The organism is Lysinibacillus sphaericus (genome assembly GCF_002982115.1).
GTDB lineage: Bacteria > Bacillota > Bacilli > Bacillales_A > Planococcaceae > Lysinibacillus > Lysinibacillus sphaericus.
The window spans coordinates 2,408,188-2,435,106 of the sequence record NZ_CP019980.1; the positions used below are offsets into that span (position 1 = coordinate 2,408,188).

Below are 26,919 nucleotides of genomic sequence, written 5' to 3' on the forward strand. Positions count from 1 at the left end.
TTGCATAATGCAGCTCTTTTTTCATTTTCTGTAGGCTGATTACTATTAAAAGGCTTTTGGGCGAGGTTTTTTTAAAATCATCCTACAGCTTTCGATTTATTTAATTTTAAAAATATTCTATTTATTTAAAATAATAGTATTTTTCTATGAGGGTAGACTCATTTTTTATGAATCGTCCTAAAAATAATTGAATTCAAATAAAATCCTTTATAAAATGAAAGCGAATTCACACTTTAGTGCATGCACGCTTGTTAATTACAATGATTTCTTACATTTAAGGAGGCATGTTAATTATGATAGCAGCAGTCGTAACGAAAGACAAAAAAGTAAGTGTAGAGGAGAAGCAACTAAGACCATTAAAACATGGTGAAGCATTAGTACAAACAGAATTTTGTGGTGTTTGTCATACGGATCTACATGTCAAAAATGCAGATTTCGGTGATGTTACAGGGATTGTATTAGGTCATGAGGGTATTGGTAAAGTGATTGAAGTTGCAGAAGGGGTTACGTCACTAAAAGTTGGTGACCGAGTATCTATTGCTTGGATGTATGAGAGTTGCGGACACTGTGAATATTGTACGACAGGTCGTGAAACACTTTGTCGCGATGTTAAAAATGCAGGGTATACAGTAGATGGTGCTATGGCCGAGCAAGTGATTGTATCAGCTGATTATGCAGTTAAGGTTCCAGCTAATTTAGATCCAGCCGCCGCTTCTTCTGTCACTTGTGCAGGTGTGACAACTTACAAGGCTGTGAAAGTGTCAAATATCCGTCCAGGACAATGGATTGGGATATTTGGTATTGGTGGTCTCGGCAACTTAGCTGTGCAGTACGCTAAACATGTTTATGGTGCAAACGTTGTGGCGTTCGATATTAATGATGAGAAGCTAGCATTTGCTAAAGAGGTAGGGGCAGATGCTATTGTCAATTTATTAAATGAAGACCCCATTGCTAAAGCGAAAGAACTGACGAATGGGAAAGGCTTAGATGCAACTGTGGTTACAGCTGTAGCTAAAACGCCGTTCAATCAAGCGATTGATGTGGTAAAAGCAGGCGCACGAGTAGTAGCAGTTGGTTTACCTGTAGATAAAATGGATTTAGATATCCCTCGTTTAGTACTGGATGGCATCCAAGTGATTGGTACATTAGTAGGTACACGCCAAGACTTACAAGAAGCATTCCAATTTGCTGCAGAAGGTAAGGTAGTGCCGAAAGTAACATTGCGAAAAATCGAAGAAATTAACGAGATTATGGAAGAGATGGAACAAGGTAAAATAACAGGACGTATGGTAATTGACTTTACAAATTAATAGCTTGTTATCTATTAATTTATAAATAACTAAACTAGGCACTTCCGCTACAAAGGAGGTGCCTTTCTTTTATCTTTACAAATACCTGTGTTTTTTAGTGAAAGGAAGCAATTGACTTTCATCTAGATTCATATTTTTTATGTACAAAGGCGTTTCTAAGTTAATTGAATTAGAAAATTGCTTCTGTCATAGTTACTTAATTTTCATAACTTCAATATATCTATACATTCCTTTTAACATAACAGGGTCATCCTTTATGATTTTAAGCCTTTGTTTTTGTTGGCTAAACATTTCCTCAAAACTTCGACCTATATCAGTACCTAATAGGCTTATAAAGGGCCTTAACAGCTTTTTCGTTACAGTTATCCGTTGATGTTTAGCAGCAAATTTATCAAAAATTAGTATTTTTCCATTCAGCTTTAAAACGCGAATCATTTCTTCAAAGCATTTATGTTCATCAGGCACGACAGAAAGAATTAAACTCGCCACAATATAGTCAAATGATTCATCTTCAAAAGTCATTGTTTGCGCATCCATTTCGATAAATTGGATAGCAGAGTGCTCGAATTTACTTTTAGCGATAGCTAACATATCAGGCGAATAATCAATGGCTGTAATATCATAATTCATAAAGTCAATGTATTCTAAATCAGCTCCAGTACCGATCCCAACAAATAAGATTTTCTGCTTACTTTGAAAAGGGACTTGTTGAAAAATCTTTTTTCTCGTCTTCAAAAAAACACCAGTATTAAAAAATCTATCATAGAAAGAAGAGCCCACTTTGTAGACAATCTTATTCCACTTATTATTCAATCGGTCATCCCATCTTTCATCCATAAAATTAAAAGAAAGTCATTTTAAATTGCTTAAGGAAGGTAACTCCGTACAGCGCAAGCATTGTCACTAAATATTCCTTGTATACTAAACTATAGCTTCGAACATATCCTCTTTCAGCATTCTATGAGTAGCGACAAAAGAGGCGAATCCATTTTCCGTATACTGCAACCCAATCATACATTGAAAGAAAAAAGACCGAAGACAATTCTTTGACTTCAGTCTGAAACTAGCAAAAAGCAAGTTATTATTCATTATATGTATATTTAGTGACCACTGGATTAGTAAATTGTTGCACGACGTTTGTTATTTAAGTATTTCATTCATCTATCATAGAGAGAATGAAGTAATTGATTGTCGTCTTTAACTGTTGAAAAATCATTTTCTTTCCAACGTTTTAATATATCTAAATATAGTTCACTATGAAAAAAGACGGCTTTCTCTTCCTCAGATATCTGCATCAAATTATCAATTCGTTCCGGTGTTATCTCTATTGAACCTTCTTTTTCTTGTGTATCAAGCTTTTGATACGTCATCTTTAGCATCACTTCTTGTACTAGACGCTCATCAAACGTTTTATCCCCACTTTTCCAATCATCAAGCATATCGGCATGAACACCATCTACCCAAGATAAATCCCTTTTCTTTGGTGCAATCGATTCTTCCATTTTCTCTTCAGCAATGTCAAATTCTTTCTCTTTATCATTTTTATTTATAATCCAAAACGCTCCACTCACACTTAATACGACAACTACAAAAAGAACACGCCATAAATAACGTTTATTCAATTTTACATCACCTCTATTAACAAGTGTCTCATAATAATTATCTCAAATTTATTAAGCTCAAACAACAAAAAAGTCTCCCACTTTCGCAGGAGACAGAGACATTATTAATTAGTTTCATTAACGCTCGAAAGCATTTGTGGATGCGATATCAATTAGATATTTGTAGTTTGCATCAGCATAGATTTTTGCAATAACTCGCACAAGTCTCCCATTCTTATTACGATAAAGACGACCATTCATGCCACTAATCCTCGAATCTGCCCATAAGCCTGGACGATGAGCAGCAACTTCAACCCAAGCATCATTATTATTTGCTTCTTCTAAGAACAATTCAACATAACCTCGAATCATTATATCTTCTCCTGGTTGTCCCCTTAGTGATACGGCAACGTAGTTTCCTATGTTTCTTGCACAAACAAAAAGCTTTGCTCTTTTGCCCTGTGATGTTATAACACTATTTTCGTAACATGCCATAATATATATCCTCCAATTTTTTAGTTTTCATTGTCGTATGAAAGCATTTGTGGATGCTATATCAATTAGGTATTTGTAATTTGCATCAGAATAGATTTTCACAATAACTCGCACGATGCTCTTTCCAGGATAATAAGAGTGGACAATTCGCGCAGTCTTGTCTTTTACTGTAGAATCTGCCCATAAACCTTCATTTTGGGAAGAAACCTGGATCCAAGCATCATACTGATTCGCTTCTTCTAAGATTAATTGAATATAGCCTCGAATCACTTTAGTGTCGCCTGGTTGTCCTCTTAGCGATACGTCAACATAGCTACTATTGTTTCTTGCACAAACAAAAAGCTTTGCTCTTTTGCCCTGTGATGTTATAACACTATTTTCGTAACATGCCATAATATATATCCTCCAATTTTTTAGTTTTCATTGTCGTATGAAAGCATTTGTGGATGCTATATCAATTAGGTATTTGTAATTTGCATCAGAATAGATTTTCACAATAACTCGCACGATGCTCTTTCCAGGATAATAAGAGTGGACAATTCGCGCAGTCTTGTCTTTTACTGTAGAATCTGCCCATAAACCTTCATTTTGGGAAGAAACCTGGATCCAAGCATCATACTGATTCGCTTCTTCTAAGATTAATTGAATATAGCCTCGAATCACTTTAGTGTCGCCTGGTTGTCCTCTTAGCGATACGTCAACATAGCTACTATTGTTTCTTGCACAAACAAAAAGCTTTGCTCTTTTGCCCTGTGATGTGTTAACACTATTTTCGTAACATGTCATAATTTATTCCCTCCTAGATTTTTAAATTGTTTGTTGTTCAATTGAACAATCTATAAAGGAAAAATCGTTTTAAAAAAACAACCTATGTACGAAAAAATTTTTAAAGCATGTAAATAAGGTAGATACAGTTGGTTGCTTAAGCCTTATCTTCAATGGCGTTTACTGATGCTTTTCCATAGTCAGTTCGAATAGCTTTTAATCAATCTTATAAACAAATCAGCCATATACAAATAAAAAATCATAATTTAACCTGTAGTTCCACATGCGCAACAATTGCTTTGACAAATGAAAAGGTTCTGTCATAATTACAAGCCTTTTTATGATTAAGTGAACGTGGGCTAGGGATAGTGTCATGTTGAAGTGCATTATGTGCCACCATAGTAAAGCACTATCAAATCGGATTATATACAACTTTATAAGCGACAAGGTGAAAAAATAGATGATTCCGTATCTGATACGAAACTATAATCAGAATTTTTCAGTATAGAACACGCCATAAATAAAAGGTAGCGTATGATTCCCAATTTTTCCAGTTGACTGATAGTGCTAAAATTTCATCTTTTGTAGGCTTTTGCGTCATATTACGTAATACTTTTATCGAATTAATCAGACCAACATCATCAATTGGAAAAGCTGTTTGGAATCTCAGGCAGCGCATCAGCACGTAATTGGCTGTCCATGGACCGATGCCGCGTATTTGAATTAAGCTTTTTTCGGCATCTTTAAAGTTCATTGCCAGTAATTTTTCCTTCGATAATGTACCATTTTCCATCAATTTGGCAATACCAATGATATATTCACTTTTTTTTGCCGTCATTTTGATATCTGCTAGGTCGGATGGTGTTAACTGTGCAATGCGCTCGTACGTTGGGAACACCCAATATTTTTTACCTCTCCATTCGATAAAATCGCCAAAGCTTTCTACAAATTGTTTCTTTAAGGAGTAAGCAAAAGCTAAATTAATTTGTTGCCCTATAACGCCCCAGCATAAAGCTTCAAATAAATGAGGAATGCCGACTACACGCAATCCATAAAATTTTCGGGCGGGCATTTCAAGTAATGGGTCTGTAGTTGCCATGTCGTAAAATGGCGTTAAATCGTTCTCAAGGTCAAACCATTCATAAATATAGTGTACAATTTGTTGTCGTATCCGCTTATCATTCGGTCTAGAATCATTTAGGAATTGAACAATCATTTGGTTATGTTGGCTTACGCTAATCTGCACTAAGGAGCGCATTTCTCCTATCGCAATAACCTTTGTAATAACATTGTTCTCAACCTCATACAGACATTCATTTTTTTCTCGTAATAGATAGTTTAGGTTTGCATTCATATCGAAATGGTTAGGTAATGGAATGACCATCTCATCATTATTTTCATGCCAGCTCACTTTTGCATTCTCCTCTACAAACTTATTATTAGGGAACATACACGATAAAAATTTACTTTACCATATCATAATCGAGATGAATTTTGTTATCTTGCTATTACATTCTAAACACCTTATGTTTTTCTACTGATGCGGTTATAGTGTTAGTTATCAAGAATGCGAATAGGAGGGCGTAACAATGGTTCAAGATATTAAAACAAGAGTGGAAAACTTAGATTGGGACACCATTCAAAATGAATTAGATGCACAAGGGTTTGCAAAGCTTCCAGTGATTTTAACAAAGGCGGAATGTGAATTTCTAAAAGCGTTGTATCTTGAGAAAGAGCCGTACAGAACAACAATCAATATGAAACGCTATCGCTTTGGCCATGGGGAGTACAAATACTTTTCCTATCCACTACCTGATATCGTCCAAAGTTTAAGAGAGGTCTTCTATGTAGAATTGTCAAAAACAGCGAATCGTTGGTTGGGGTATTTACGAAAAACAGCACAGTTTCCCAACAACCTTCAAGATTTTTTGACCATCTGTAAAGAAAATGAGCAAACAAGACCAACACCTTTACTATTAAAGTATGAAACAGGGGGCTTTAATTGTTTGCATCAAGATTTATACGGCGATATATTTTTCCCATTTCAAGTAGTCTTTGTCTTAAATCAACGTGAAAAAGACTTTTGCGGTGGAGAATCGCTATTAGTGGAACAAATTCCTCGTGCTCAAAGTAGAGGACATGTTATTACTTTAGCTCAAGGCAGTGCGCTCATTTTCCCTACGAACTATAGAGTTGTTCTTGGTCAAAAAGGGTATTACAAAAATAAGGTTCGTCACGGAGTAAGTACAGTTACTTTCGGGGAACGTTTTGGTCTTGGAATCATTTTTCATGATGCGACATAAAAACTACTTCAATATCTTGCTATTCAACTTCAAGCATTGTACATTGGGAATTTCTAAGGAGTATAGTGTAAAGAGAGGTGAGCGTAATGCTAGATAGGTTCAATCACGAGTCTCATGATAAAACTTCAAATGATATGGAACAGATAACAGATGAAAAGTGGCAAGCAATAATAAATAATGATCCAACGTATAATCATCAATTTTTCTATGCTGTCAAATCAACAGGGATCTTCTGTAAACCATCTTGTAAATCGCGCGTCCCGAAAAAAGAAAATGTCTGTATTTTTCAAAACGCAGAACAAGCTCTACGCGCAAATTTCCGGCCTTGTAAACGTTGCAAGCCAACTAATGAAAAATTACCTGATAGCGAATGGGTCGAGCTAATTACTGCCTACATTGATAAAAATTACACAGAAAAATTAACCCTAGAATCGTTAGCTACAATTTGCCATGGGAGTCCCTATCACATGCATCGCACATTTAAAAAAATTAAGGGTATAACACCGGTTGAGTATATACAACGAGTTCGCGTACATGAGGCTAAACAATTATTAATGCAAACAAATAAAGCCATCGGAGATATCGCCATCTGTGTAGGAATGATGAATACGCCTTATTTTATTACGTTATTTAAAAAGAAAACTGGATTGACACCAGCACAATTTCGACAAATGCATATAACTGGAGGAAAAGATAGTGGTAACAAACAATAAAACAACGCTCTATTGGGCTTTACTAACATTTGAAGATTGGCATTTTTATATTGCTTCCACTTCTAAAGGGTTAGTATATGTAAGTTCACAGAACAGCGCATTCGAGGAGTTAATCGAATGGGCCAAGAAGCGCTTTCCAGGAAGTCCACTAATTGAAGATAATAAAAAGCTAGAACCCTATATGGTTGAATTGATTCAATACCTACAAGGAAAGCGAAAAACATTTACTCTGCCATTTGATTATGTAGGAACACCATTTCAGATAGCAGTGTGGAATGCACTTTGTGACATTCCTTATGGACAGACGAAATCCTATTCAGAAATTGCCAATGCTATTAATAAACCAGCAGCTGTGCGCGCGGTTGGCACAGCGATTGGAGCCAATCCAGTATTAATTACTGTACCGTGCCATCGGGTAATTGGCAAGAATGGCTCATTAACAGGCTATCGAGGAGGATTAGAAATGAAAACACAGCTCCTAGAGTTAGAAAAGGGAACTTCAACTAGCTACGAGTAATTATGAATGGAGGGGGACGGTGATGAAAAGTGAATTATTCTATAAAAATCCAAAAACGATTCTGAATAAAGGAACTGGTTTTCTTGCTGGCTATACGCATTCACTAAATCCTTATACAGGCTGTTCATTTGGGTGCTCCTATTGTTATGTACGAGCAATGCCTGTGGCACTTTTTCGAGATGGTGAATGGGGCAATTGGGTCGATATAAAAAACGGAGCTGCAAATTTATTAAAAAAGGAGCTTCAGCGCGCCAAAGCTAAAGGAAATGTGACCATTTTTATGTCATCAAGTACAGATCCTTATCAGCCAATCGAGTATAAGGAAAAAGTGACAAGGTCCTTACTAGAAGTGATGGTCGCAGATCCCCAGACTTCCTTTTAGTGCAAACTAGAAGCCCTCTTGTAAGCCGTGATATTGATTTGCTACAGCAATTTAAAGAGAAAGTTCGAGTAAGTGTAACGATTGAGACAGATTCCGAAACAATACGTAAACATTTTACGCCAGATGCACCACCAATTCAGGCGCGTTTTAAGACATTAGAAACATTAGCAGCCAACAAAATCCCGACCCAAGTGGCTATAGCCCCCATTTTACCAAGTGGGGAATATTTTCCTGAGAAATTGAAACCATTCGTCGATCGAATATGTTTGGATGACTACTTTTTAGGAGATGGCAGTGGAGGAAATCGCACAAGAAAACTTGGCATGGAGGAGAAATATGCCCAACTTGGTTTAGAAGATTGGTACGGACCACATGTAATAAATAATGTCTATAATCGATTGATTAAAATCTTTCCAGAAAGTGATGTTTATCTAAGTCAAGCAGGATTTGAGCCGTAAAAGTAATAGCACATTGGCTATCACAAATGGAGCTTTGCAAATACGGAAACGTTTTACAGTGTAATTTTTATGGAAAAATCCGTAAAAGCAATGTGTAGTAATCTACCCTAATATAATTACTTTTGTCACAACTTTCTAGTTATTGAAAGTATGGAAATGGGTGTGGCGCATCAGATAGTGCATTAAAAAGTCGAACATACAAATTTGTATGTTCGACTTTTTTTACAATATATTAACAGACCAAAATGTAAAGCATGACTTGTTTAAACTATTTATAAATTTAATCCAAATCGCTTTAATTCAATGAAAACACCTTCCAACTGTTTTCCTTTGTCTGTTAACGTATATTCCACACGAGGGGGAACTTCTGGGAAAACCTTTTTAATCAAAATCCCATGATCTTCTAGTGTTTTAAGACGGAGGGAAAGTGTTTTCGGACTAATTCCATCCATAGATTTTAATAGGTCACTGAACCGCATTGTTCCTTCTATAAGTAAATCGCGAATTATTAAAAATGTCCATTTAGTTCCAATTACATCGAGTGTTTTCGCAATGGGGCAAGCCTCACCTGGTACTCCTTTGGTCAACACTACTGGCTCAATCACACTCATTTGAAACATCCTCCCTCAAAATTTTTGAGCAATTTACCTCATCATAGCACAATAGTATACTTTCAGAAACTTAATGAATTAAATATCACTACTTCCCTAAAGGAAGTTACTATATTTATAATATCATTGTATTTATTAATTTCATCCTTAATTGAGGAGGTGCTCAAAATTATTGTCAGAAATCAACGAAATAAGCTACAGTTGCTATTACTATTTGTACAACACTAAGGGATTTTTCCCGCTGTAGCAAACGGTTAGTAGAACATTGGCAAGACACTAGGTTTGTTTTAAGAGATAACAGAATTGAAGGAGCCAGAAAAAGATGAAAAATATACTTATTATTAACGGTCATCAGAAATACAGTTCAGCTGAGGGGAATTTGAACCAAACATTGATGAACAAAATGGTTAGTTTTTTAGAAAAAAAGAACAATGTAAAAACAACAATTATTCAAAACGGATATAAAATCGAAGAAGAACAACAAAAATTTATATGGGCTGATATTGTCATTTATCAAACACCTATTTATTGGTTCAGTGTCCCCGGCTTATTGAAGACGTATATGGATGAAGTATATGCCTATGGTTTATTTTTTAGGGGTGCTGATGAGTATGGGAAAGGTGGATTGTTGACTGAAAAGAAATATATGTTTTCGCTTACCTGGAATGCCCCTGAAAAAGCATTTAACAATCCAAGTGAATTTTTTGAAGGGAATACCCTAGAAGATGCAATAATGCATTTACATCTTATACAGAAATTTCTCGGAATGAAACCATTAAAGAGTTTCTCTTGTTATGACGTAGTCAAAAATCCAAAGATTGAAAAGTTTGTATCCGAACTTGATTTACACCTGCAAGAGATATTGAATTTTTAAACTTATGTAAACGAATAAGGGGAGAGAAATATGTTAAAAGATAAAAAAGTTGTAATTATCGGTGGAAGCTCTGGGATTGGTTTGGCATCAGCTAAACAGCTAGTAGCGCAAGGGGCAGAAGTAATCATTGCCAGTCGCTCCGAAGAGAAATTGCAGAAGGCAAAAGAGCAATTAGGAGTTAGGGCAACAACTTATATTCTAGATACAACACAAGAACAGCAAGTACAATCTTTCTTTGAAAAGATTGGTCATGTCGATCATCTGGTGATAAGCGCGGCAGAAACATCCAGCGGGGCATTCCTCCAAACGGATACAGCACAAGCACGAAAACTGTTTGAAAACAAATTTTGGGGACAATATTATGCAGCCAAATACGGTGCTTCTAACATTTCACCAAACGGATCAATTATTTTATTTTCTGGCGTTGTAGCCTACAAGGCTATGGTGGGCTCAGCAATACTAGGTGCCGTTAATGCGGCTATTTCCAATTTAGGTCAGACTTTGGCATTAGAACTTGCTCCTATCCGAGTAAACATCGTTTCACCAGGTATAATTGATACACCATCCCGTAGCAAAATGCCTGAAGAAGCACGGAATCACTTCTATAATACAGTTGAAAATAAACTCCCTGTGAAACGAATAGGGCGAGCTGATGATGTTGCACAAAGCGTACTATATTTGCTACAAAATAGTTTCGTGACTGGAACGGTTCTTCATGTAGAAGGCGGCCACATGTTAACTTAAGACTGCAGCAGAATATATTTCTTAAACAAACTTTTGTAGAACTAAAACTGACCTAACAAATAAAACACCTTTCGCGTTGACTAACGAGTATTGTATATATCAATTAACGCGGAGGTGTTTAGTTAGTATTCTTTTTTACAACAGTGTGTGGACGATTTTAAGCACCAACTCCACAAATGAATAATTGCGTGCTGTACACGTAATCTCAATTTGTTAGGTAGAGGTGACTTTTACATAAAAAAAGTAGCGTCGTCACACGCTACAGCAAATTATTGAACAGTAAAGATATTGTTCAGGATGGCTAATACATAACAAGGATTTAGAACGAAATGTCCCTATTACTTTATATGTGAGCTAACAATGATAAGTGTAATTCCAGTAAATAAGCAAATAATTCTCGCCACAGGAATTTTATCAGCTAGTCCAAATAATGCAATTGCTGTTGTTACGATTAAAACTGTTGGACCAACCAATGCAAGCATTGTATTAATATAGAATGCTTTTTCTAAATTGTTCAACTTTAGCATCAACAAACCAGCACTTACTTCAATACTCCCAGACAATACACGTAAAATAACCATAGCTAGAACCGATTTTTCAATAATGGTCATCATCCTATCTTTATCGATAATATTCGCATATCTTATAAATCCATCTCAGTCTAATTATAGAATTCTGTTTGAATGAAATACTAACATCACTATATGTATCATTCGTATGAGATATGCTTGTAATCGTATGCTTGATAGTATTAATTACTATGTTGATTATCTAGTTAAAAGTGCAAAAAATTTATTAATACAATCAGTTTTATAAATCTATTTTCTGTATTGTAAAATCCTAGGGAAGATAGTACTTAAAGAGAGGTTTATCAAATGAGACTGGAAGGCTACGCTAAGATTTTTAAAATTTTATATTTGGAGTAGATATTTAATAAAACGTCAGCCTTATTCTCTTTTGGAACAATGGTCTTTTTTAGTTAAATGAATACACTCAGCAAGTTTATAAAATAATGAAGATTTTTCTTATTTTATTATATTCTGAAAATAAAATTGACGTAAACTTTCGTGCATGTTATGTTTAATACTAATTTCATAGCAATTATTACAAGTTTGAGTGAAATGAATTTTCATTCAATTAAAAGGAAAATGGGTGTAAATCCCATGCTGTCCCGCAACTGTAAATGAGGAGTTTTGTTTCCATTGACACAGAGTTATTACTCGTGAAGGTGAAACAAAATAATGATTCATGAGCCAGAATGCCTGCTTGTAAGAAGATTCATTGATGATCTACGAAAGATAGGGAGATGGATGGAGACTTACTTTTTGTAAGCTTATCTATCCTTATTCTTTTTGAATAAGGTTTTTTTATGCTTTCTTTTATCTAATAGTAGATGCTTTTGAACCAAGATAGGAGATAGGAGACAGAAAATGAGATTGACAAAGTATTTACTTCCTTTTGTACTTTTTTTGACTTTCAGTGTTCTTGCAGGTTGTACAAACACTAATACAGAAAAGGGAAAAACAACAACACAAACAAATGACGAAAAAATGATAACGATTGGATGGCCTTTAGATGTCGGTCCATTAAACCCTCATACATATTTACCTAATCAAATGACTGCACAAGCAATGGTCTACGAATCTTTGGTTGAGTATAACGATGATGGGACTATTACACCTAAGCTAGCAGAAAGTTGGGACATTTCAAAGGATAAGACTTCTTACATTTTCCATTTAAGAAAAGACGTTAAGTATTCAGACGGAACTGCTTTTAATGCGGATAATGTCATTCGTAACTTCGATGCCATACTAGCAAATCGGGAAATACATTTTTGGATGGGCATGGTCAACCATATTGTTGAGGTTGTAAAAGAAGATGATTATACAATTCGTTTGCAATTAGATGAACCTTATTATCCAGTATTAAACGAACTGGCCTTTGTACGTCCATTCCGTTTTTTAGGGGATAACGGATTCCCTGAAGGAGATGCGACGCAAGATTCCATCAAAGCACCAGTTGGTACAGGTCCATGGGTATTAACAGATTACAAAAAAGATGAATATGCTTTATTTAGTCGCAACGAAAACTATTGGGGGGAAAAACCTCTCTTAGAACAAATTAAAGTAAAAATCATCCCTGATTCTGAATCGATTTCGTTGGCATTTGAAAACGAAGAGTTAGATTTAATTTATGGTCGTGGCATCATTAGTTTAGATAACTATTCGTATTTAAAAGATAGTGACAAATATAAAACAGCTACCTCTGAACCATTGTCTACAAAAGCGTTATTATTCAATACGCAGTCAGGACCGTTAGCAGAATTAAAGGTACGTCAAGCCATTCAATATGCTATCAATAAGGAGCAAATGGTTGATAGTATTACACATGGTACAGAAAAAGTGGCCGACACACTATTTTGGGATGCAATTCCTTTTGCCAATATTGATTTAGAACCAATCTTGTATAATCCAGAAAAAGCGCAACAGCTACTTGATGAAGCTGGGTGGACATTACAAAAGGGCGATAAAATTCGTTCAAAAAACGGACAACCATTATCATTGGATTTAATCTATATCGCAACAGATGCCATTCAAAAACCAATGGCTGAGTTGATGCAAGGGGAACTAGCAAAAATAGGGGTACAGTTGAATCTAGAAGGTGCAGATGTAATGGTTGGCCTTCAAAAATTAATGGATAATCAGGTGGATATTAATTTTTGGCGTACAAACGGACCACCAACAGATCCACATGGCTTTGCTAATGAATCAGCTACACCAAATGCTAGTGGTGTTTATGAAGCAAAATTAGGTTTACCAAACGCCAAAGAAATTGATACTAAAATTCACCAATTATTAGTTGGAACAGATGAAGAGGAACGAGTGCAGCTCTATACGGATATTTTAACTATGTTCCATGATCAAGCACTTTTCTATCCGATATCTTATGAAACAAATAACGTGATTTATCAACCATATATGAAGGATTTTGTGCCTCGTGCATCTGAATATGATATTCCATATGCACAAATGGATACAGAGTAATACAAGTAGAAGAGAGAGTGTCTTACAAAGACAGCTCTCTCTTTATCATAGGATTGGGTAGGAGGTGACAGCATGTACGAATCGACATGGATGTTTTGTTTAAAAAGAATTTTAACGTTACCGTTTGTATTATTAGGGGTATCTATATTGACGTTTGTATTTATTCGCTTCGTTCCAATAGAGCCTGCGGAGGTTATTTTAAGATTGGCTAAAGTTACGCCAACGGAAGAGGCAATCCAGGCATTACGTGAGGAACTTGGGACAGACAAACCTTTACTTATTCAATATCTGCTATGGTTAATAGGAGTTTTGCAGTTTGATTTTGGTACTTCTTTTGTTAGTAAATTACCAGTGGCACATGAGCTATTCGCTAAATTACCAGCAACTATCGAATTGGCTGTTGCTGCATTTGTGCTCATTCTTGTTTTTAGTATCCCATTAGGTATGATAAGCGCACTGTATAAGTGTGCCATAATCGATAAAATAATTAGATTGTTTTCTATCTTGAGTGTATCAATTCCAACATTTTGGTTAGGTTTTTTATTACTGTATCTATTTAGCTTAAAATTTGGTATTTTCCCGACTAATGGGAAGGGGACACTTGCTCATCTTGTTTTACCTGCGCTAACACTAGCCTTACCGACAATTGGATTATTTGTTCAGTTAATTCGTGCAACGATTATTGAAGAATTGCATAAGCATTATGTTCAATACGCTCAGTTAAGAGGATTAAAAAATTCTGTCATACTCATGCAACATGTAATGAGAAATGCTGCGATAACGTTGACTACGATGCTGGGCTTGACACTTGGTAATTTACTCGGTGGTGCGGTAATTGTGGAGCAAGTCTTTAGTTGGCCAGGACTCGGTAGGTTTTTAATTGAATCGATTATTAATCGGGATTACCCGGTTGTTCAATGCTATGTTCTAATTATTGCCGTCATCTATGTACTTTCTAATTTATGCGCCGATGTATTACATCGGGTATTGGATCCTCACCTGATGATGAAGGGCAGGAGAGATTGAAGTGAGTCTAGTAAAGAAACTAAGTCATGTAAATTATAAAAAATCGTTTAGTTTAACAATACTTGTAATCATTGGTTTGTTGGGGATTTTTGCACCATTATTAATGCCCCATGACCCTTTTGCAGTCGATATTACAAGGCGATTTTTAGCTCCTACTTGGCAATATCCATTAGGAACAGATCATTTAGGAAGATGTGTCTTTTCTCGAATACTTTTAGGTATTCGCTATTCTTTAGGATCAGCTCTTTTAATTCAAATGATAGCGATTATACTAGCTATCTTTCTAGGAGCATTTGTTGCTTTAAAAGGAGGTATGATAGATTTCCTATTCATTCGGATATGTGATATTTTATTAGCTTTTCCTACACTTGTACTAGCATTTGGGCTTTTAGGTTTATTAGGTCCAAGTTTGAAAAATGTGTTAATTGCACTTATTTTTACGCAGCTTATTTATTATTCAAGAATGATAAGAAGCTTATTTATAGGGATGAATGAAAAAGTATTTATTCAAGCAGCTAGAATTAGTGGAACTACAGGAGTCGGTTTAATCGTACGTCATTATGTCCCCAATGTGCTACCTATCATCGTAACAATGGTTGCACTGGATGTAGGGAAAGTCATTTTGGAAATTGCCGGCTTTTCATTTATCGGACTTGGCGTACAGGCCCCCATCCCTGAATGGGGAATGATGGTGAACGAAGGGAAGCAGTACATTCGCCAACATCCTGAATTAATGCTTTATCCGGGACTTGCCATTGTTCTGGTTGTTCTATTGTTTAATCGTTTAGCAAGTAGTCTGAAGAAATTTGAGTAAAGGGGAAGTTATGGACAAAGAGAAAGTGTTAGAAGTGAAAGATTTAACGGTGAAAATCGGCGAAAAAAATGTATTGTCCTCTATTAATATGACTGCCTATAAAGGGCGTGTCTTAGGAATTATCGGGGAAAGTGGTAGTGGAAAAACAATGCTTTGCCATGCCATGATGCAAACACTCCCATCTTTGGCGCAGATTACACAAGGTCAAGTTCTATATAGACAAAAAGATTTACTGGCTATGACAGCTTCTACATTAAGAGCTTATCGTGGAAGGCATTTGTCTATGATTATGCAAAATCCAGCCACTGCCTTCGATAGTATTCAAACAATTGAAAAGCATTTCCTAGAAACATTAAAAGCTCACTTTGTGATGACTAAAAAAGAAATGAGACAGATTGCAATTGATACCATGTATAAGGTCAATTTACCCAACGCAGATGAGCTATTGCACTATTATCCATTTCAATTAAGTGGTGGCATGTTACAGCGAGTGATGATTGCTTTGTCATTGGCGATACAATCCACCCTATATATTGCAGATGAGCCAACGACAGCTCTAGACACAGTCAATCAAAAACAAGTGTTAACATTATTTGATCGTATTTGCTCAGAAACGGGGGCTGCTATTATTCTTGTGACTCATGATTTAGGTGTGATTGCTGAACTGGCTGACGATGTTGCCGTAATGTATAAGGGAGAAATTATTGAGCAGGCAAATGTCTTTGATTTTTTTGATGCCCCTCAGCATCCTTATACAAAAAAACTTTTACAATCAAGAATTACTTTTTAGAGGTGAAAAATATGACACTACTAGAAGTGAAGAATATTGAGAAGTACTATTCTCAAAGACAGTTTATGTTTAGAAGAAAGCAGGAAGCACCTATAATACAAAAGGTGTCATTTTCACTTCGAGAGGGCGAGTGTTTAGGCATAGTTGGGCAAAGTGGTTCAGGGAAAAGTACATTAGGTCGCATTATTTTAGGTGTTGAGCGACCAACAAATGGTGAGGTTTTATTTCAAGGTGTCAATCTTTACGAAGCAACAAGCAAGGATAAAAAAATGGTACGGAGAGATTTGCAGGCTGTCTTTCAAAATAGCTACGATTCATTTAATCCGAAGCAAACGATTTTTGAAATATTAGAGGAACCATTACTTAATTTCGAACATTACAGCAAAATAGAAAGAAAACATAAAGTGATGGAATTACTAGACTGTGTGGAATTAGCGAACACCATTGCCCAACAATATCCTGCACAGCTTAGTGGAGGACAACAGCAGCGTATCAACATTGCTAGAGCGCTTGCCTTAAATCCTAAGTTAATCGTATTGGATGAGGCAATTAGTAGTCTAGACATGATACTTCAGAAACATATATTACAGTTACTTCAAACACTACAAAAAGAAAGAAAGCTAGCATATATTTTCATTTCCCATGATTTACAGGCGACACATTTTATGTCTGATCGAATACTAGTTATGCAACACGGTCAGCTTATGGAGGAAATCCAGAAAGGACAAACATGTCAACATCCCGTTTCTCAAGAACTTTACAATGCAATTTTGCCATCGCATCCACGGGAAAGAAATAAAATGAAATAGTAACAAGATGAAATAGTGAAGTATAAATCAAAAGAGCATGAAAACATGCTCTTTTGTTGTTAGGTCATTATATAAACGTTTTGGTCTTACTAAGGATTTAAAGTACGTTGATTAAAAAAAAACAACTTTTTTTACAAAGCATTACTGTAAAATCCCATATTTATTTTTTATTCGGTCTAGTTTTTCACTAATCGGTTTAGCTAACAATAGTAAAAAAATTACATTAGAAATACAGTAGATTATCATAAAAGGGACTGCAGAAGTCAATGCAAGTGCGTAAGCTTTCCAGCTAAAAACACCGTACATTGATATTGTTCCCCAAACATCCATACCAAACGAAAAAAATATGCCTGCAAAAATACCAAATAATATAAGTGGTATTTTTTTATGCATTAAACGAGTTTTACCTAACAAGCCAGCAATAAAACCAATCATTCCCCACATAAACATTTGGAAGGGTGTCCAAGGACCTTGTCCAAAAAACATATTGGATACTAACGCAGAAATTGCCCCTGTTAAAAAGCCTGCTTCTGCTCCAAGTGAAAAGCCAGTAATCGCTGTAATAGCTGCGACAGGTTTAAAGCCAGGTGTAACAACAAATAAAGCACGACCTGCCACTGAAATAGCAGACATCACTGCTATGACTAAAATTTCGCGTGGCTGTGGCTTTCTACGCTCAAATGAAAGGAAAAAGGGGACACACGCTAAAATCATAATGACAATCGATACAAAATAATATTTTCGATCAGCAAAAATTGTAATACCAGCATATAAAGAAAGTGGAATGAAAACTAGAATGACAATAAATGAAATAATTAATCGAATGTTTTTTTGCATAGAGTAACGACATCCTCACATGTAATCGCATTGCTCAATATATCTCTTGATATTCGATGCGCAGCAGTTGTATAAAAATTATTTCCACTATAAAATGCTCGTGGTTCGTCCTCTGATACGATACTACCATCGAAAAACAGAGCGCATCTATCGCTGTATTGTGCAGAAAATTCTATATCGTGTGTCACCATAATGATTGTTGTCCCTTTAGTTTGTAAATCTTTTAATATTTCTGCGAGCTCTTCCTTTGAATGTGCATCAAGACCTTTTGTCGGCTCATCTAGTAGCAGTATTTTAGGTTCTATTAATAAAATTTTTGCAAGCGCTAATTTTTGCTGCTCACCACCACTTAAATCATAAGGATGTCGATTTAATAAATGAGTTAAATTGAATAATTGAACAGTTTCTTGAATTTTTGCTTCTGTTACTTTATGTAATTGAGCCATGTCATTTAACTCTAGAAGTACTGTTTTTTGTACAAATAATGATTTCGGATTCTGTGGTAATACAGTTAAAAATTGTTGGTACAATTGTTTACTACTGTAGCTTTTCAGGGCTTTACTGAACAAAAATATTTTTCCATGATAAGGCTTTTGTAGCCCAGATAAAATAGCAAGAACGGTTGATTTTCCAGTGCCGTTTCCACCTATTATCGTTAAAAATTCCTGTCCCTTCACTTGCAAATTAAAATGATGGACAATATCCCTGCCTTTCTTTTCATACCGAAAAGCAACATCCTTTGCCTCTAATACAACATCTGATTTATTTTGAGTTATTGTATGAGGTGTGTGTAAGGGAGAACAGTTATATTGTTGGTTACTAAGCCAGCGTTGTCCCTCACGAATAGTAAGAGGAATAGGACCTATACCGTTTAGTAGGTGGAAAATCTTTGTAGCTGCCGGCAGTGCTGTAATCATAGCGTGATTTGCTGGTAAAGAGTTTAAAATTTCCTTAGGTGGGCCATCAAATAAAATACTGCCTTCATCCATAATAAGTACGCGATCAGCAAGAGGCAACACTTCTTCGAGACGATGCTCAATTAAAATTATCGTAATACCTAATTCTTTATTTAAACGATGCAATGTCTGTATAAACTCCAATGCAGCTATTGGATCTAATTGTGATGTTGGCTCATCTAACAGTAGCAATTTGGGCTGCATCACCATAATGGAGGCTAAATTTAATAATTGTTTTTGTCCGCCAGAAAGCTCGATTGTTTTTTGATGAAACCATTTTTCAATACCGAAGAAATTGGCCATTTCGGCTACCCTGCGGCGAATTGTTGGTGAATCTAGACCTAGGCTTTCTAGTCCAAAAGCAAGTTCATGCCATACTTTATCTGTAACAATTTGATTATCAGGATTTTGAAATACATAGCCAATGTCAGTAGCAGCTACTTCAGCATTTAGCTTCTCCAAGTCACAATCTTTGTAGAAAATATTACCCGTCACCGTGCCATGTGGGCGCAATTCTCGTTTGAAATGGCGAAGCAATGTACTTTTCCCACAACCAGATTGGCCTATTAACACGATAAACTCGCCTTGCTGAATAGTTAGATTAATATTTTTTAAAATAGGAATTGCTTCATTAGGATAAGTAAAGCTTACATTGTCGATTTTAACGATCGCCATTTTAATGCCCCCCAGATTTCAAATACTAATGGAATAGAGAGTAGAATGACATAGCTAATATAAAACAGAATGCTTGCTATATCCCATTTAACTGCTCCGAAAGTTGGATAAAAATAATATGTGGTTGTACCAATAAAGCTTGCAACTAAATTGCTAAAAAAAAGCAATATAATCATTGCCAAAACAAAGCCGTCACGACGCTCGAAAATAAAAATAGAAAAGGCAGTCCGCTTTTTGACACCGTAACCACGAGCTTTCATAGAATCAGCCGTATCAATGGCGTTATCCAATGCCCATGTAATCAAAATTGATAAAATTTGCACGGTACATTTAATACGGTGCCATAGTGAGCCAGTTGTAAAATCCATGCCAATTACTTTTTGCGCTTGTACAATTTGCGTTAACTGATGTCTAAAGCGCGGAACTAATCGCAATGAAATCGACAATGTTAATGATAAAGATGGCGATACTTTTCCAAACAGATAAATAAACTTATCAGATGTCATCATGACATTGTAGCAGCTGAACCATAGCATAATCGCTACAATCATTGTGGCGATTGCGATACCATACAAAATGGCCTCTACAGTAATGGCGTTACCATTTACATAAAGTAATACAAGTTGACCATTATGGCTAATCATTGGATTAATAATCGCCATTAAGAAAAACAAAGGTACATATAACTTCCAGTCCTTAAAGAAAAGTTGTCTGCGTAAAGCTATATTTAAGCTGATTGCTGAGAAAATTGTAATAGTTAAATAGATTGGATGCATAAAAATCATGGATAAGCCGATAGTAGCTACAAAAAAAGAAAAAAGTACGATAGGGTGAAATGTTTCAAATGTCTTCATTAGTTACCATCCCAATGATGTCCTAGGTCGCGACCTAAATCGACCGTGTAGTTCCATTCAATGACATCGCCATCTTTTAATACGTATTGATTGCAACCATAATTTGGATAAACACCATTTACTTTGTACATCCAGCCACTTAATTCACCAGCACTAAATTCATATAAATGATTAATACCTTCTACATAGACACTGTTATAAATATTTTCGTTTGCTCCTTGATATTCCATTTGAATTTTATGCTCCTTCGTTGCGCGCTGTAATACATCCCAAACAGTATCCTTCTCTGATAGTAGCTCGTATGTTGTTGTCTTTAAAATGATGCCGTTCTTGGGCACATATCTCTCACTTTGTAGGGAAGAGTCTAACTTTTCCCAATGCTTTAGTAATGTATCAACACGGATTGAAATTTTTACAGTGCGTTTTTTAGGTTCTGCATTTTTTTGCTTATCTGTAGATGAGTTAATTGTTTTTGTTTGTTGTTTATTATCAGCTTGTTTAGTAGTAGACAAATCAGTTATTGTACTTGGTAATTTGGTGTCTTCTTGCTTTTTGTCCGCTTCATGTTTTGGTTGTTGTTTTCCATCTATCGTTTTTTGCTGGGAATTTTTATCTATTTCCTCCAGTGGGGCCTTGTCACCTATCTCAGACTCCTTCACTTCCTGCTTTTCCTCAGCAGTGTCATTTTCTACTGAGGGAGTTTGTTCTTCCGCTTCAAGTTGTTCAGAGGGAGGGAGGGAGTCAGCGCTTCGGTCCTGATCTTCCATTTGCTCGAATTGCTCAACTGTTTGAATATTGCACGCAGTTAAAAATAGAGCTAACAACGATACGAGTAAGCAGTGTAAAATTTTATTCATATTATTCTTCAACAACCTTTAAGAAATTAATATACATTTTAGCTGCATGTGCACGAGTAATAAAATTAGTAGGATTAAACGAGCCATTTGCGCCCTGTGCTATGTCAAAATCATACAAGAAAGTAATTGCCTGCTGAGATTCCTTTGATAGCTCCGCAATATCATTTAATGGTGCAATGTTTGTTGGTATATAAGGTCTGCCTGTTTTATATGTATAGGCATTTGCTAGCATAACCGCTAATTCCTTACGTAAAATAGGGGAGGAAGGTGCAAACTTCTCCGACTTTACTAATAAATTTGCCTCGTAAGCAGCAGCAATCTCCTGTTTTGTTTCATCATTATAGGAGCTAATGTCTGTAAAAGGTGCATTTTTGGAACTTGTTAAATGAAGAGCGCGAACTAAAATTGATACAGCCTGAATACGAGATAAATTGTTATTTGGCCTAAATGTATTATCGTCATAGCCTTTTAATAATCCTTTAGCTACTGCAGCTTCGATATCAGACTTTGCCCAATGAAATTCAATATCCTTAAAGCTCACTTTAGTAGGGGGAGCTTTAGGATGATTTGACTGAACCTGTGTTGATGGTTTATTTGTTATTTTATCAGACGTATCATATAACTTTGTTTTGCTCTCAATCAGTCGGTTATATGCTGCTAATGTATAAGACGCCTGCTCTGTTGCCATACCATTCGATACGGATTCTGTTAATACATGCTTGAAGCCGCCATCTTTTACATTATAGAAGGTGAAAAAGCTCGTAAATAACTTATGAAAGCGCTGATCTTTGTTGGCATCAATATTTAAACTAGCAAGTGCTGTAATAACTTGTGCTACACTTTCTAAGTTTGTTGTTCCCCAGCTTTGGTAACTACCATTAGCTCCTTGTAAGTTATTTAATGTATCAAGTGCTTTATTAATAGATGCCTTAACATCCTCTCTATCCCTATAAGTTGAAAGAGCTTGAATAGCCATTGCTGTCATATCTGGATCAGCTTTCACTCCTGATAAATTCCATCCACCATCAGGCAATTGCTTTGATAGTATATGTTGAATAAGTTTTTCGCGTGTAGTTGTTGCTTTTTTAGGAAGCTCGAAGCCCCATGTGTCTAAAGCGATTAAGGCAAAAAAAGCACCATTTGTGCCTTGCCATACTACTTTGTCAAAGTCACTTAATTTTTCTACTAAATTAAAGCCGCCTACATTTGTAGGGTCTTTACCGATAGCAGTGAGTGCAATAATTAAACGAGAATAATCAGTATACTTACGATTGTGTAAATTACCCTTTACGGATTGTACATGCTTCGTGACATTTTCATAATATTTATCATAATAGCCTTTCGGAACATTATATTCACCACGTGTAAGTGCCATAATAATCCACTCATCACCAAAAGAAGGGTTTGGTGCTTTATTTACTAAAAACTGACCTGTTGTATCATAAGCATCTACTGTTGATACTTGCTGTGCAGAGACTGGAACCACAATTAACAACAAAGCAAGTACCATTATAAACATCGATAATTTTTGTTTCATTTGAAAAACAACCTCCATTCTATAAAAGATACTAACCCAAATGCTGTGATCACTTGGGTTAGTAAGGAAAATTACATGATGCCTGCGATATTTAACGTACGTTTTAAAATTTTTGCTGTTTGTCCACGTGTTAAAGAAGCACGTGGATCAAATGAACCATCCGGCTTACCTGTCATAATATCCAGGCTATTTAATAGCTCGATATAAGGCAAGTATTCAGCGCTAATATTGCTAGCGTCTGTGAAATTAACCTCTCCTGTGGCTTTCACATCAGCATTTAAATATTCTAAAATGCGTGCCATAAATGCCGCTGCTTGTTGGCGTGTAATCGGAGCTTCAGGATTAAATGTTGAAGAAGTTGTGCCTTTTGTAATACCTGCCTCGAACAGAGCTTGAATATCTGTTGCATACCATTTGCCTTCTGTATCGTTAAATGGATTTTCACCTTTTGCCTGTAAACCAAGTGCACGGCTGATTAATACTGAAAATTGCGCACGAGTAATTGGTTTATATGGCTCAAACGTCTCTGGTGTAGTTCCTTTGATTACAAGACGGCTCGCTAAAAATTCAATTTCTTCTTTATTAGCTAAATGGGCAATATCGTTAAATGTTACTGTACTTTCTGTTACAACGAATGTACCACTAGATTTTGTGAATAGAACAATTTCACCGTTCACAATTCTATGTGGAACAGGCTTGTATTCACTACCATCAAGCTGTAAAACGACCATATTCGGTTTTAACTCGTTGGCAAGTAGCGTAACTTTTAAATATTCTTTATCTATAGTAATTGACTTTGTTTTACCATTAGTAGCCTCAATACCGAATTTGACAGTGAATTGTTTATTTTTAGCTTCTTTCGTTACCGAGGCAATTATTTGCTCACTTTCTGTAAGCTTAATTCTAGTAAATATAGAAGTTGGAATTTCTATTTTGAAATTATTTTTGCTTTGAATAACAAACTTTTGTACATTCTTTTCAAGATATTCTTTAATATGTTTGGATGTAATAATTGCTTTGTTACTACCATCTTCAATAGTAATTTCAGCAACTGGATTATCTACATTTCCTCTGTTTCCTTTGTTTTCTTCATTTCCTTTATTCCCTTTATTCATTTCTTCAGCGCATTGTGCTTCTACGCCTGTACAATTATTTTCTGTCTCTTTGCAATTTTCTGTATTTTTACCCTTGCATTTTTCTTTGTTTTCTTCAGCTGGAGGGCCACTTTTTTCGCTTCCATCTTCTACATATCCACCGACATCTTTACCTAAATCGGTCGTATAAAGCCATTCAACTGAATCACCAGGTGATAGTGTGTAAAGTGCCGCAGAATAAGAAGGGTATTGACCATTTACACGATACATCCAACCACTTAAAGGACCTCGGTCAAATTCATAAACACCCGCAATTCCGTCAATATATGTTCCATATTCTGTTTGACGATAGCTTAAGGCAACACTGTTTTCCGATGTTACTCGTTTTAAAACGTCAAAAGCAGTTTCACCAGCAAATAATTTAGTTGATGTTGATTTTAATGGCACTTCAGAAGACGAAATTCGAATTGAGAATGTCGTATAACCAATTTCTTCATTATCAGAAGGTTGTCCATCAGGGTTAGAAGGTTGATTTCCTTTATCATCTGGGTTGGAAGGTTCTTCTCCATCGCTTCCATTGTCAATATCTCCTGGATTATTTCCAGTATTATCTGACTTTGTATCTGACATATCGTAAAGAGCAGTTTGATTATTTAATAAACGGTTGTATGCTGCTAATGTATAGCCAACCTGAACCGTTGCCATGCCATTTGCTTTGTTTTCGATTAATACATGTTTAAAGCCACCATCTTCTGAGCTATATGTCATGATATTAGAAATGACTTTATTAAAACGATTATCGTTGTTAGCATTTATCCCTAAGCTTGCTAGAGCAGTCACAACCTGTGCTGCACTTTCAGCATTTTCAAAGTTATCTGACTTATATCCGCCATTAGGTAATTGAATAGCTGCTAATGTATCAATTGCACGATTAACGGCTGTTTTTACTTCTGCATTACTTTGATAGTATGGAGCGAGTGATTGAATGACCATTGCAGTGATATCAGGGTCAGCTTCAGTACCAGCATAGGCAAAACCTCCATCGTTTAATTGCCTTTGTAAAATATATTTAATTAATTTTTCACGTGTTGTTGTAGCTGTTTTAGGTAATTCAAAGTCCCATGTATCGAGTGCAATTAAAGTGAAGACCGCAGAGTTGATGCCTTGACGTGTTACAAAATTAAAATCTGTTAATTTTTCAACTAAATTATAGCCTGCGACATTTGTAGGATCTTTCCCGATAGCTGTAAGAGCTATTATTACCCGAGAGTAATCTGTTGCTTGAGAGGCGATTACGCCACTGTTTGATTTTACATGATTCTCTATATTTTTATAATATTTACTATAATAACTATTTGATAAATTGACATAACCACCACGTGCAAGTGTTAAAATAGTCCACTCTGATTGATAGACAGGCTGCGGTGAGCTTGATACTAAATATTGACCAACAGAGTTGTAGGCTTTAATCGTTGTTGGCTTCAATTCTACTAATCGCTTTTGTAAAGCCTCTAGCTTATTATAATTTGATACAGATTGTTTTTCTTGAGCTGACAAATTATCATAGGCTTGTTGTGTTGCATTAACTTTCAAATGATCCGCCCATGTAATCGAATCTATAGGGGGGAGCACGTTAATTTTAAATATCACATCTTGAATCCGAGGGGCTGTTGTGAAAATGTTTTCTTTATCTACAAGCTCTTGATAATTATTTATTTTAGTTTTTTGATTTTTATCTAAGGCATTGTATGTTGTCCGAGCTTCTTCTAATTGTTTTTTTGTTGCCTCATCAGCAATCTGAATTGTTTCAGGAAGAGAGTCAATTAAATATAAAACATATTCAATTTCTTTATCTACAAGATTTTGGTAATTTATTACATTTACTTTTTGCTGTGCTGGTATTCCTTTGTATATTTTACGAGTAGTATTGAATAGTGAACCTAACTTTTCATTGCTTATTTCTAATGACGAAATAGTAGAAATTAAAAGTCCGACGTATTTCAGTTCCTTCTCTATTAAGATAGCCTCTATTTGCACTAGTTTCTTTTTTTCATTTAGTAGTAAAGTGTTCCATTTCGTACGAGCATTTATTAATTGTTGAGCAATTGTTTCATCTAATGTATCAAATGAAGGAATAGAATTAATGAAGGCTTCTACCAGTTGGCCTTCTTTTTCACCAAGTTTGTTATTGTAATTACTTATTAATGCTTTTTTCTTTTGATCTAGTGTTAATGCACTATATGTTTTACGAGCTGCTGTTAATTGTAGTTCTGCTACCTCATCAGCAACTATAATTTCTGGGAGGTTATTCACCAAATTTATAAAGTTTTGTTCTTCAGGTGTAATAACATATATATTAACTGCCTTAGATACTTCACCAACTTTTACGTAAATCTGAGCATCCCCAATTGAAATCGCTGTAACTAATCCTTGATTGTCAACTGTTGTAATTGTAGGAGCACTCGATGACCATTCAATTAGGGTACTATCTTCTGTTGTTGAGCTAGCTACAGCAAGTTGCGATGTTTCTCCAATTGTTAAAAATAAAGGTTCTGTCGTATTTAATTGAATATCACTAATTGTATTCGGCGCATTCTCTATTAATGGCGTCATAGTTAATTGTTCATTTGGATTGTCTAATTCTGTGTTATTTATGTCTGAAGTGTTTTGCTCGTATGTTTCTCCTTCAAGATGCTGTGCTTTGCCAGTGGCAGCAGGGGATAATAGCGAAAATATTAAAATAAAGATAATGACTAAATGTATTTGCTTTTTAAAAATATCCATTTGAAAACTCACTTCCTTTAGAGATGTTGCTAGTAATATCTAAAAAAACAATAGTACTGAAAAAGTGCA

At 35.6% G+C, this 26,919-nt stretch carries 25 protein-coding genes, 1 pseudogene and 1 riboswitch; of the genes and pseudogenes, 12 read left to right on the forward strand and 14 right to left on the reverse strand.

Translation table 11 applies throughout. The features are described from left to right. Positions 1-293: 293 nt before the first annotated feature. Positions 294-1,310 carry an alcohol dehydrogenase AdhP gene (gene adhP, locus LS41612_RS12230; RefSeq protein ID WP_024361727.1) on the forward strand — a complete coding sequence of 339 codons (1,017 nt, stop codon included), beginning with the start codon at positions 294-296 and terminating at the stop codon, positions 1,308-1,310. A gap of 192 nt (positions 1,311-1,502) precedes the next feature. Here adhP and LS41612_RS12235 read toward each other — a convergent pair whose 3' ends face one another. From LS41612_RS12235 to LS41612_RS12260, 6 genes are all read right to left on the reverse strand, one after another. Further along, positions 1,503-2,123: a class I SAM-dependent methyltransferase gene (locus tag LS41612_RS12235; RefSeq protein WP_024361728.1), complete on the reverse strand. Its 621-nt coding sequence runs from the start codon at positions 2,121-2,123 to the stop codon at positions 1,503-1,505. A 344-nt stretch (positions 2,124-2,467) separates the two neighbouring features. Further along, positions 2,468-2,932, reverse strand: a complete 465-nt coding sequence (locus tag LS41612_RS12240; protein WP_024361729.1) for a DUF6241 domain-containing protein — start codon at positions 2,930-2,932, stop codon at positions 2,468-2,470. Positions 2,933-3,049: 117 nt separating this feature from the next. Continuing rightward, positions 3,050-3,406, reverse strand: coding sequence for a hypothetical protein (locus tag LS41612_RS12245; RefSeq protein ID WP_024361730.1), 357 nt, complete (start codon positions 3,404-3,406; stop codon positions 3,050-3,052). A gap of 27 nt (positions 3,407-3,433) precedes the next feature. Further along, entirely contained in the window at positions 3,434-3,799 is a 366-nt protein-coding gene (locus LS41612_RS12250; protein WP_105928908.1) for a hypothetical protein, read from the reverse strand. A 27-nt stretch (positions 3,800-3,826) separates the two neighbouring features. Then, a complete protein-coding gene (locus LS41612_RS12255; RefSeq protein ID WP_024361731.1) occupies positions 3,827-4,192 on the reverse strand; it encodes a hypothetical protein in 366 nt (121 codons plus the stop codon). A 478-nt stretch (positions 4,193-4,670) separates the two neighbouring features. Continuing rightward, complete coding sequence (locus LS41612_RS12260) at positions 4,671-5,582, reverse strand: DNA-3-methyladenine glycosylase family protein (protein ID WP_024361732.1); 912 nt, start codon at positions 5,580-5,582, stop codon at positions 4,671-4,673. A gap of 178 nt (positions 5,583-5,760) precedes the next feature. On the opposite strand from LS41612_RS12260, the gene LS41612_RS12265 reads away from it, so the two are divergent. From LS41612_RS12265 to LS41612_RS12280, 4 genes and pseudogenes are all read left to right on the forward strand, one after another. Then, positions 5,761-6,474: a 2OG-Fe(II) oxygenase gene (locus LS41612_RS12265; protein WP_024361733.1), complete on the forward strand. Its 714-nt coding sequence runs from the start codon at positions 5,761-5,763 to the stop codon at positions 6,472-6,474. 86 nt (positions 6,475-6,560) lie between these two features. Then, on the forward strand, positions 6,561-7,187 hold the full coding sequence (locus tag LS41612_RS12270) for a bifunctional transcriptional activator/DNA repair enzyme AdaA (RefSeq protein WP_024361734.1): 627 nt from the start codon (positions 6,561-6,563) through the stop codon (positions 7,185-7,187). Continuing rightward, complete coding sequence (locus tag LS41612_RS12275; RefSeq protein ID WP_024361735.1) at positions 7,171-7,704, forward strand: methylated-DNA--[protein]-cysteine S-methyltransferase; 534 nt, start codon at positions 7,171-7,173, stop codon at positions 7,702-7,704. Before LS41612_RS12270 ends, LS41612_RS12275 begins: the two co-directional genes overlap by 17 nt. 22 nt (positions 7,705-7,726) lie before the next feature. Then, positions 7,727-8,544: pseudogene (locus tag LS41612_RS12280) on the forward strand (SPL family radical SAM protein). 272 nt (positions 8,545-8,816) lie between these two features. Here the strand turns inward: LS41612_RS12280 and LS41612_RS12285 are convergent. After that, positions 8,817-9,155: a winged helix-turn-helix transcriptional regulator gene (locus tag LS41612_RS12285; RefSeq protein WP_024361736.1), complete on the reverse strand. Its 339-nt coding sequence runs from the start codon at positions 9,153-9,155 to the stop codon at positions 8,817-8,819. A gap of 322 nt (positions 9,156-9,477) precedes the next feature. Here LS41612_RS12285 and LS41612_RS12290 point away from each other — a divergent pair, with 322 nt between their 5' ends. Both LS41612_RS12290 and LS41612_RS12295 read left to right on the forward strand, forming a co-directional pair. Further along, positions 9,478-10,029 carry an NAD(P)H-dependent oxidoreductase gene (locus tag LS41612_RS12290; RefSeq protein WP_024361737.1) on the forward strand — a complete coding sequence of 184 codons (552 nt, stop codon included), beginning with the start codon at positions 9,478-9,480 and terminating at the stop codon, positions 10,027-10,029. A 30-nt stretch (positions 10,030-10,059) separates the two neighbouring features. Then, positions 10,060-10,773, forward strand: coding sequence for an SDR family oxidoreductase (locus tag LS41612_RS12295; protein WP_024361738.1), 714 nt, complete (start codon positions 10,060-10,062; stop codon positions 10,771-10,773). 338 nt (positions 10,774-11,111) lie between these two features. Here the strand turns inward: LS41612_RS12295 and LS41612_RS12300 are convergent, their stop codons facing one another. Then, a complete protein-coding gene (locus LS41612_RS12300) occupies positions 11,112-11,387 on the reverse strand; it encodes a YqhV family protein (protein WP_024361739.1) in 276 nt (91 codons plus the stop codon). Positions 11,388-11,864: 477 nt separating this feature from the next. Next, positions 11,865-12,057, forward strand: a riboswitch (cobalamin riboswitch). 146 nt (positions 12,058-12,203) lie between these two features. Between LS41612_RS12300 and nikA the strand changes: the two genes are divergently transcribed. The 5 genes from nikA (at position 12,204) to LS41612_RS12325 (ending at position 17,256) form a co-directional block, all read left to right on the forward strand. Continuing rightward, a complete protein-coding gene (gene nikA, locus LS41612_RS12305) occupies positions 12,204-13,817 on the forward strand; it encodes a nickel ABC transporter substrate-binding protein (protein WP_024361740.1) in 1,614 nt (537 codons plus the stop codon). 72 nt (positions 13,818-13,889) lie between these two features. After that, on the forward strand, positions 13,890-14,843 hold the full coding sequence (gene nikB / locus LS41612_RS12310; protein ID WP_024361741.1) for a nickel ABC transporter permease: 954 nt from the start codon (positions 13,890-13,892) through the stop codon (positions 14,841-14,843). A gap of 1 nt (position 14,844) precedes the next feature. After that, complete coding sequence (locus LS41612_RS12315) at positions 14,845-15,657, forward strand: ABC transporter permease subunit (RefSeq protein ID WP_024361742.1); 813 nt, start codon at positions 14,845-14,847, stop codon at positions 15,655-15,657. A 10-nt stretch (positions 15,658-15,667) separates the two neighbouring features. After that, complete coding sequence (locus LS41612_RS12320) at positions 15,668-16,447, forward strand: ABC transporter ATP-binding protein (protein ID WP_024361743.1); 780 nt, start codon at positions 15,668-15,670, stop codon at positions 16,445-16,447. Positions 16,448-16,458: 11 nt separating this feature from the next. Continuing rightward, a complete protein-coding gene (locus tag LS41612_RS12325; protein WP_024361744.1) occupies positions 16,459-17,256 on the forward strand; it encodes an ABC transporter ATP-binding protein in 798 nt (265 codons plus the stop codon). 141 nt (positions 17,257-17,397) lie between these two features. Here the strand turns inward: LS41612_RS12325 and LS41612_RS12330 are convergent, their stop codons facing one another. The 6 genes from LS41612_RS12330 to LS41612_RS12355 all read right to left on the reverse strand — a co-directional run bounded on the left by LS41612_RS12330 (position 17,398) and on the right by LS41612_RS12355 (position 26,850). Further along, positions 17,398-18,093 carry an ECF transporter S component gene (locus LS41612_RS12330; protein WP_024361745.1) on the reverse strand — a complete coding sequence of 232 codons (696 nt, stop codon included), beginning with the start codon at positions 18,091-18,093 and terminating at the stop codon, positions 17,398-17,400. Beyond that, complete coding sequence (locus tag LS41612_RS12335) at positions 18,072-19,724, reverse strand: ABC transporter ATP-binding protein (protein WP_024361746.1); 1,653 nt, start codon at positions 19,722-19,724, stop codon at positions 18,072-18,074. The genes LS41612_RS12330 and LS41612_RS12335 overlap by 22 nt, the downstream gene beginning before the upstream one ends. Next, positions 19,697-20,578 (reverse strand): energy-coupling factor transporter transmembrane component T, encoded by an 882-nt coding sequence (locus LS41612_RS12340; RefSeq protein ID WP_024361747.1) that lies wholly within the window; start codon positions 20,576-20,578, stop codon positions 19,697-19,699. Before LS41612_RS12340 ends, LS41612_RS12335 begins: the two co-directional genes overlap by 28 nt. Next, positions 20,578-21,435 carry a DUF4430 domain-containing protein gene (locus LS41612_RS12345; RefSeq protein WP_024361748.1) on the reverse strand — a complete coding sequence of 286 codons (858 nt, stop codon included), beginning with the start codon at positions 21,433-21,435 and terminating at the stop codon, positions 20,578-20,580. The genes LS41612_RS12340 and LS41612_RS12345 overlap by 1 nt, the downstream gene beginning before the upstream one ends. A 1-nt stretch (position 21,436) precedes the next feature. Further along, complete coding sequence (locus LS41612_RS12350) at positions 21,437-22,972, reverse strand: S-layer homology domain-containing protein (RefSeq protein ID WP_024361749.1); 1,536 nt, start codon at positions 22,970-22,972, stop codon at positions 21,437-21,439. 71 nt (positions 22,973-23,043) lie between these two features. Then, the gene (locus LS41612_RS12355; RefSeq protein ID WP_024361750.1) at positions 23,044-26,850 is read right to left on the reverse strand and encodes an S-layer homology domain-containing protein; all 3,807 of its coding nucleotides are present in this window, start codon (positions 26,848-26,850) and stop codon (positions 23,044-23,046) included. Positions 26,851-26,919 lie beyond the last annotated feature (69 nt).

Coding starts and splice junctions, on each gene's coding strand:
- adhP (WP_024361727.1), top strand. CDS start 294: ATGATAGCAGCAGTCGTAACGAAAGACAAAAAAGTAAGTGTAGAGGAG.
- LS41612_RS12245 (WP_024361730.1), bottom strand. CDS start 3,406: ATGGCATGTTACGAAAATAGTGTTATAACATCACAGGGCAAAAGAGCA.
- LS41612_RS12250 (WP_105928908.1), bottom strand. CDS start 3,799: ATGGCATGTTACGAAAATAGTGTTATAACATCACAGGGCAAAAGAGCA.
- LS41612_RS12255 (WP_024361731.1), bottom strand. CDS start 4,192: ATGACATGTTACGAAAATAGTGTTAACACATCACAGGGCAAAAGAGCA.
- LS41612_RS12265 (WP_024361733.1), top strand. CDS start 5,761: ATGGTTCAAGATATTAAAACAAGAGTGGAAAACTTAGATTGGGACACC.
- LS41612_RS12270 (WP_024361734.1), top strand. CDS start 6,561: ATGCTAGATAGGTTCAATCACGAGTCTCATGATAAAACTTCAAATGAT.
- LS41612_RS12285 (WP_024361736.1), bottom strand. CDS start 9,155: ATGAGTGTGATTGAGCCAGTAGTGTTGACCAAAGGAGTACCAGGTGAG.
- LS41612_RS12290 (WP_024361737.1), top strand. CDS start 9,478: ATGAAAAATATACTTATTATTAACGGTCATCAGAAATACAGTTCAGCT.
- LS41612_RS12295 (WP_024361738.1), top strand. CDS start 10,060: ATGTTAAAAGATAAAAAAGTTGTAATTATCGGTGGAAGCTCTGGGATT.
- LS41612_RS12300 (WP_024361739.1), bottom strand. CDS start 11,387: ATGATGACCATTATTGAAAAATCGGTTCTAGCTATGGTTATTTTACGT.
- nikA (WP_024361740.1), top strand. CDS start 12,204: ATGAGATTGACAAAGTATTTACTTCCTTTTGTACTTTTTTTGACTTTC.
- nikB (WP_024361741.1), top strand. CDS start 13,890: ATGTACGAATCGACATGGATGTTTTGTTTAAAAAGAATTTTAACGTTA.
- LS41612_RS12320 (WP_024361743.1), top strand. CDS start 15,668: ATGGACAAAGAGAAAGTGTTAGAAGTGAAAGATTTAACGGTGAAAATC.
- LS41612_RS12325 (WP_024361744.1), top strand. CDS start 16,459: ATGACACTACTAGAAGTGAAGAATATTGAGAAGTACTATTCTCAAAGA.
- LS41612_RS12330 (WP_024361745.1), bottom strand. CDS start 18,093: ATGCAAAAAAACATTCGATTAATTATTTCATTTATTGTCATTCTAGTT.
- LS41612_RS12335 (WP_024361746.1), bottom strand. CDS start 19,724: ATGGCGATCGTTAAAATCGACAATGTAAGCTTTACTTATCCTAATGAA.
- LS41612_RS12340 (WP_024361747.1), bottom strand. CDS start 20,578: ATGAAGACATTTGAAACATTTCACCCTATCGTACTTTTTTCTTTTTTT.
- LS41612_RS12345 (WP_024361748.1), bottom strand. CDS start 21,435: ATGAATAAAATTTTACACTGCTTACTCGTATCGTTGTTAGCTCTATTT.
- LS41612_RS12350 (WP_024361749.1), bottom strand. CDS start 22,972: ATGAAACAAAAATTATCGATGTTTATAATGGTACTTGCTTTGTTGTTA.
- LS41612_RS12355 (WP_024361750.1), bottom strand. CDS start 26,850: ATGGATATTTTTAAAAAGCAAATACATTTAGTCATTATCTTTATTTTA.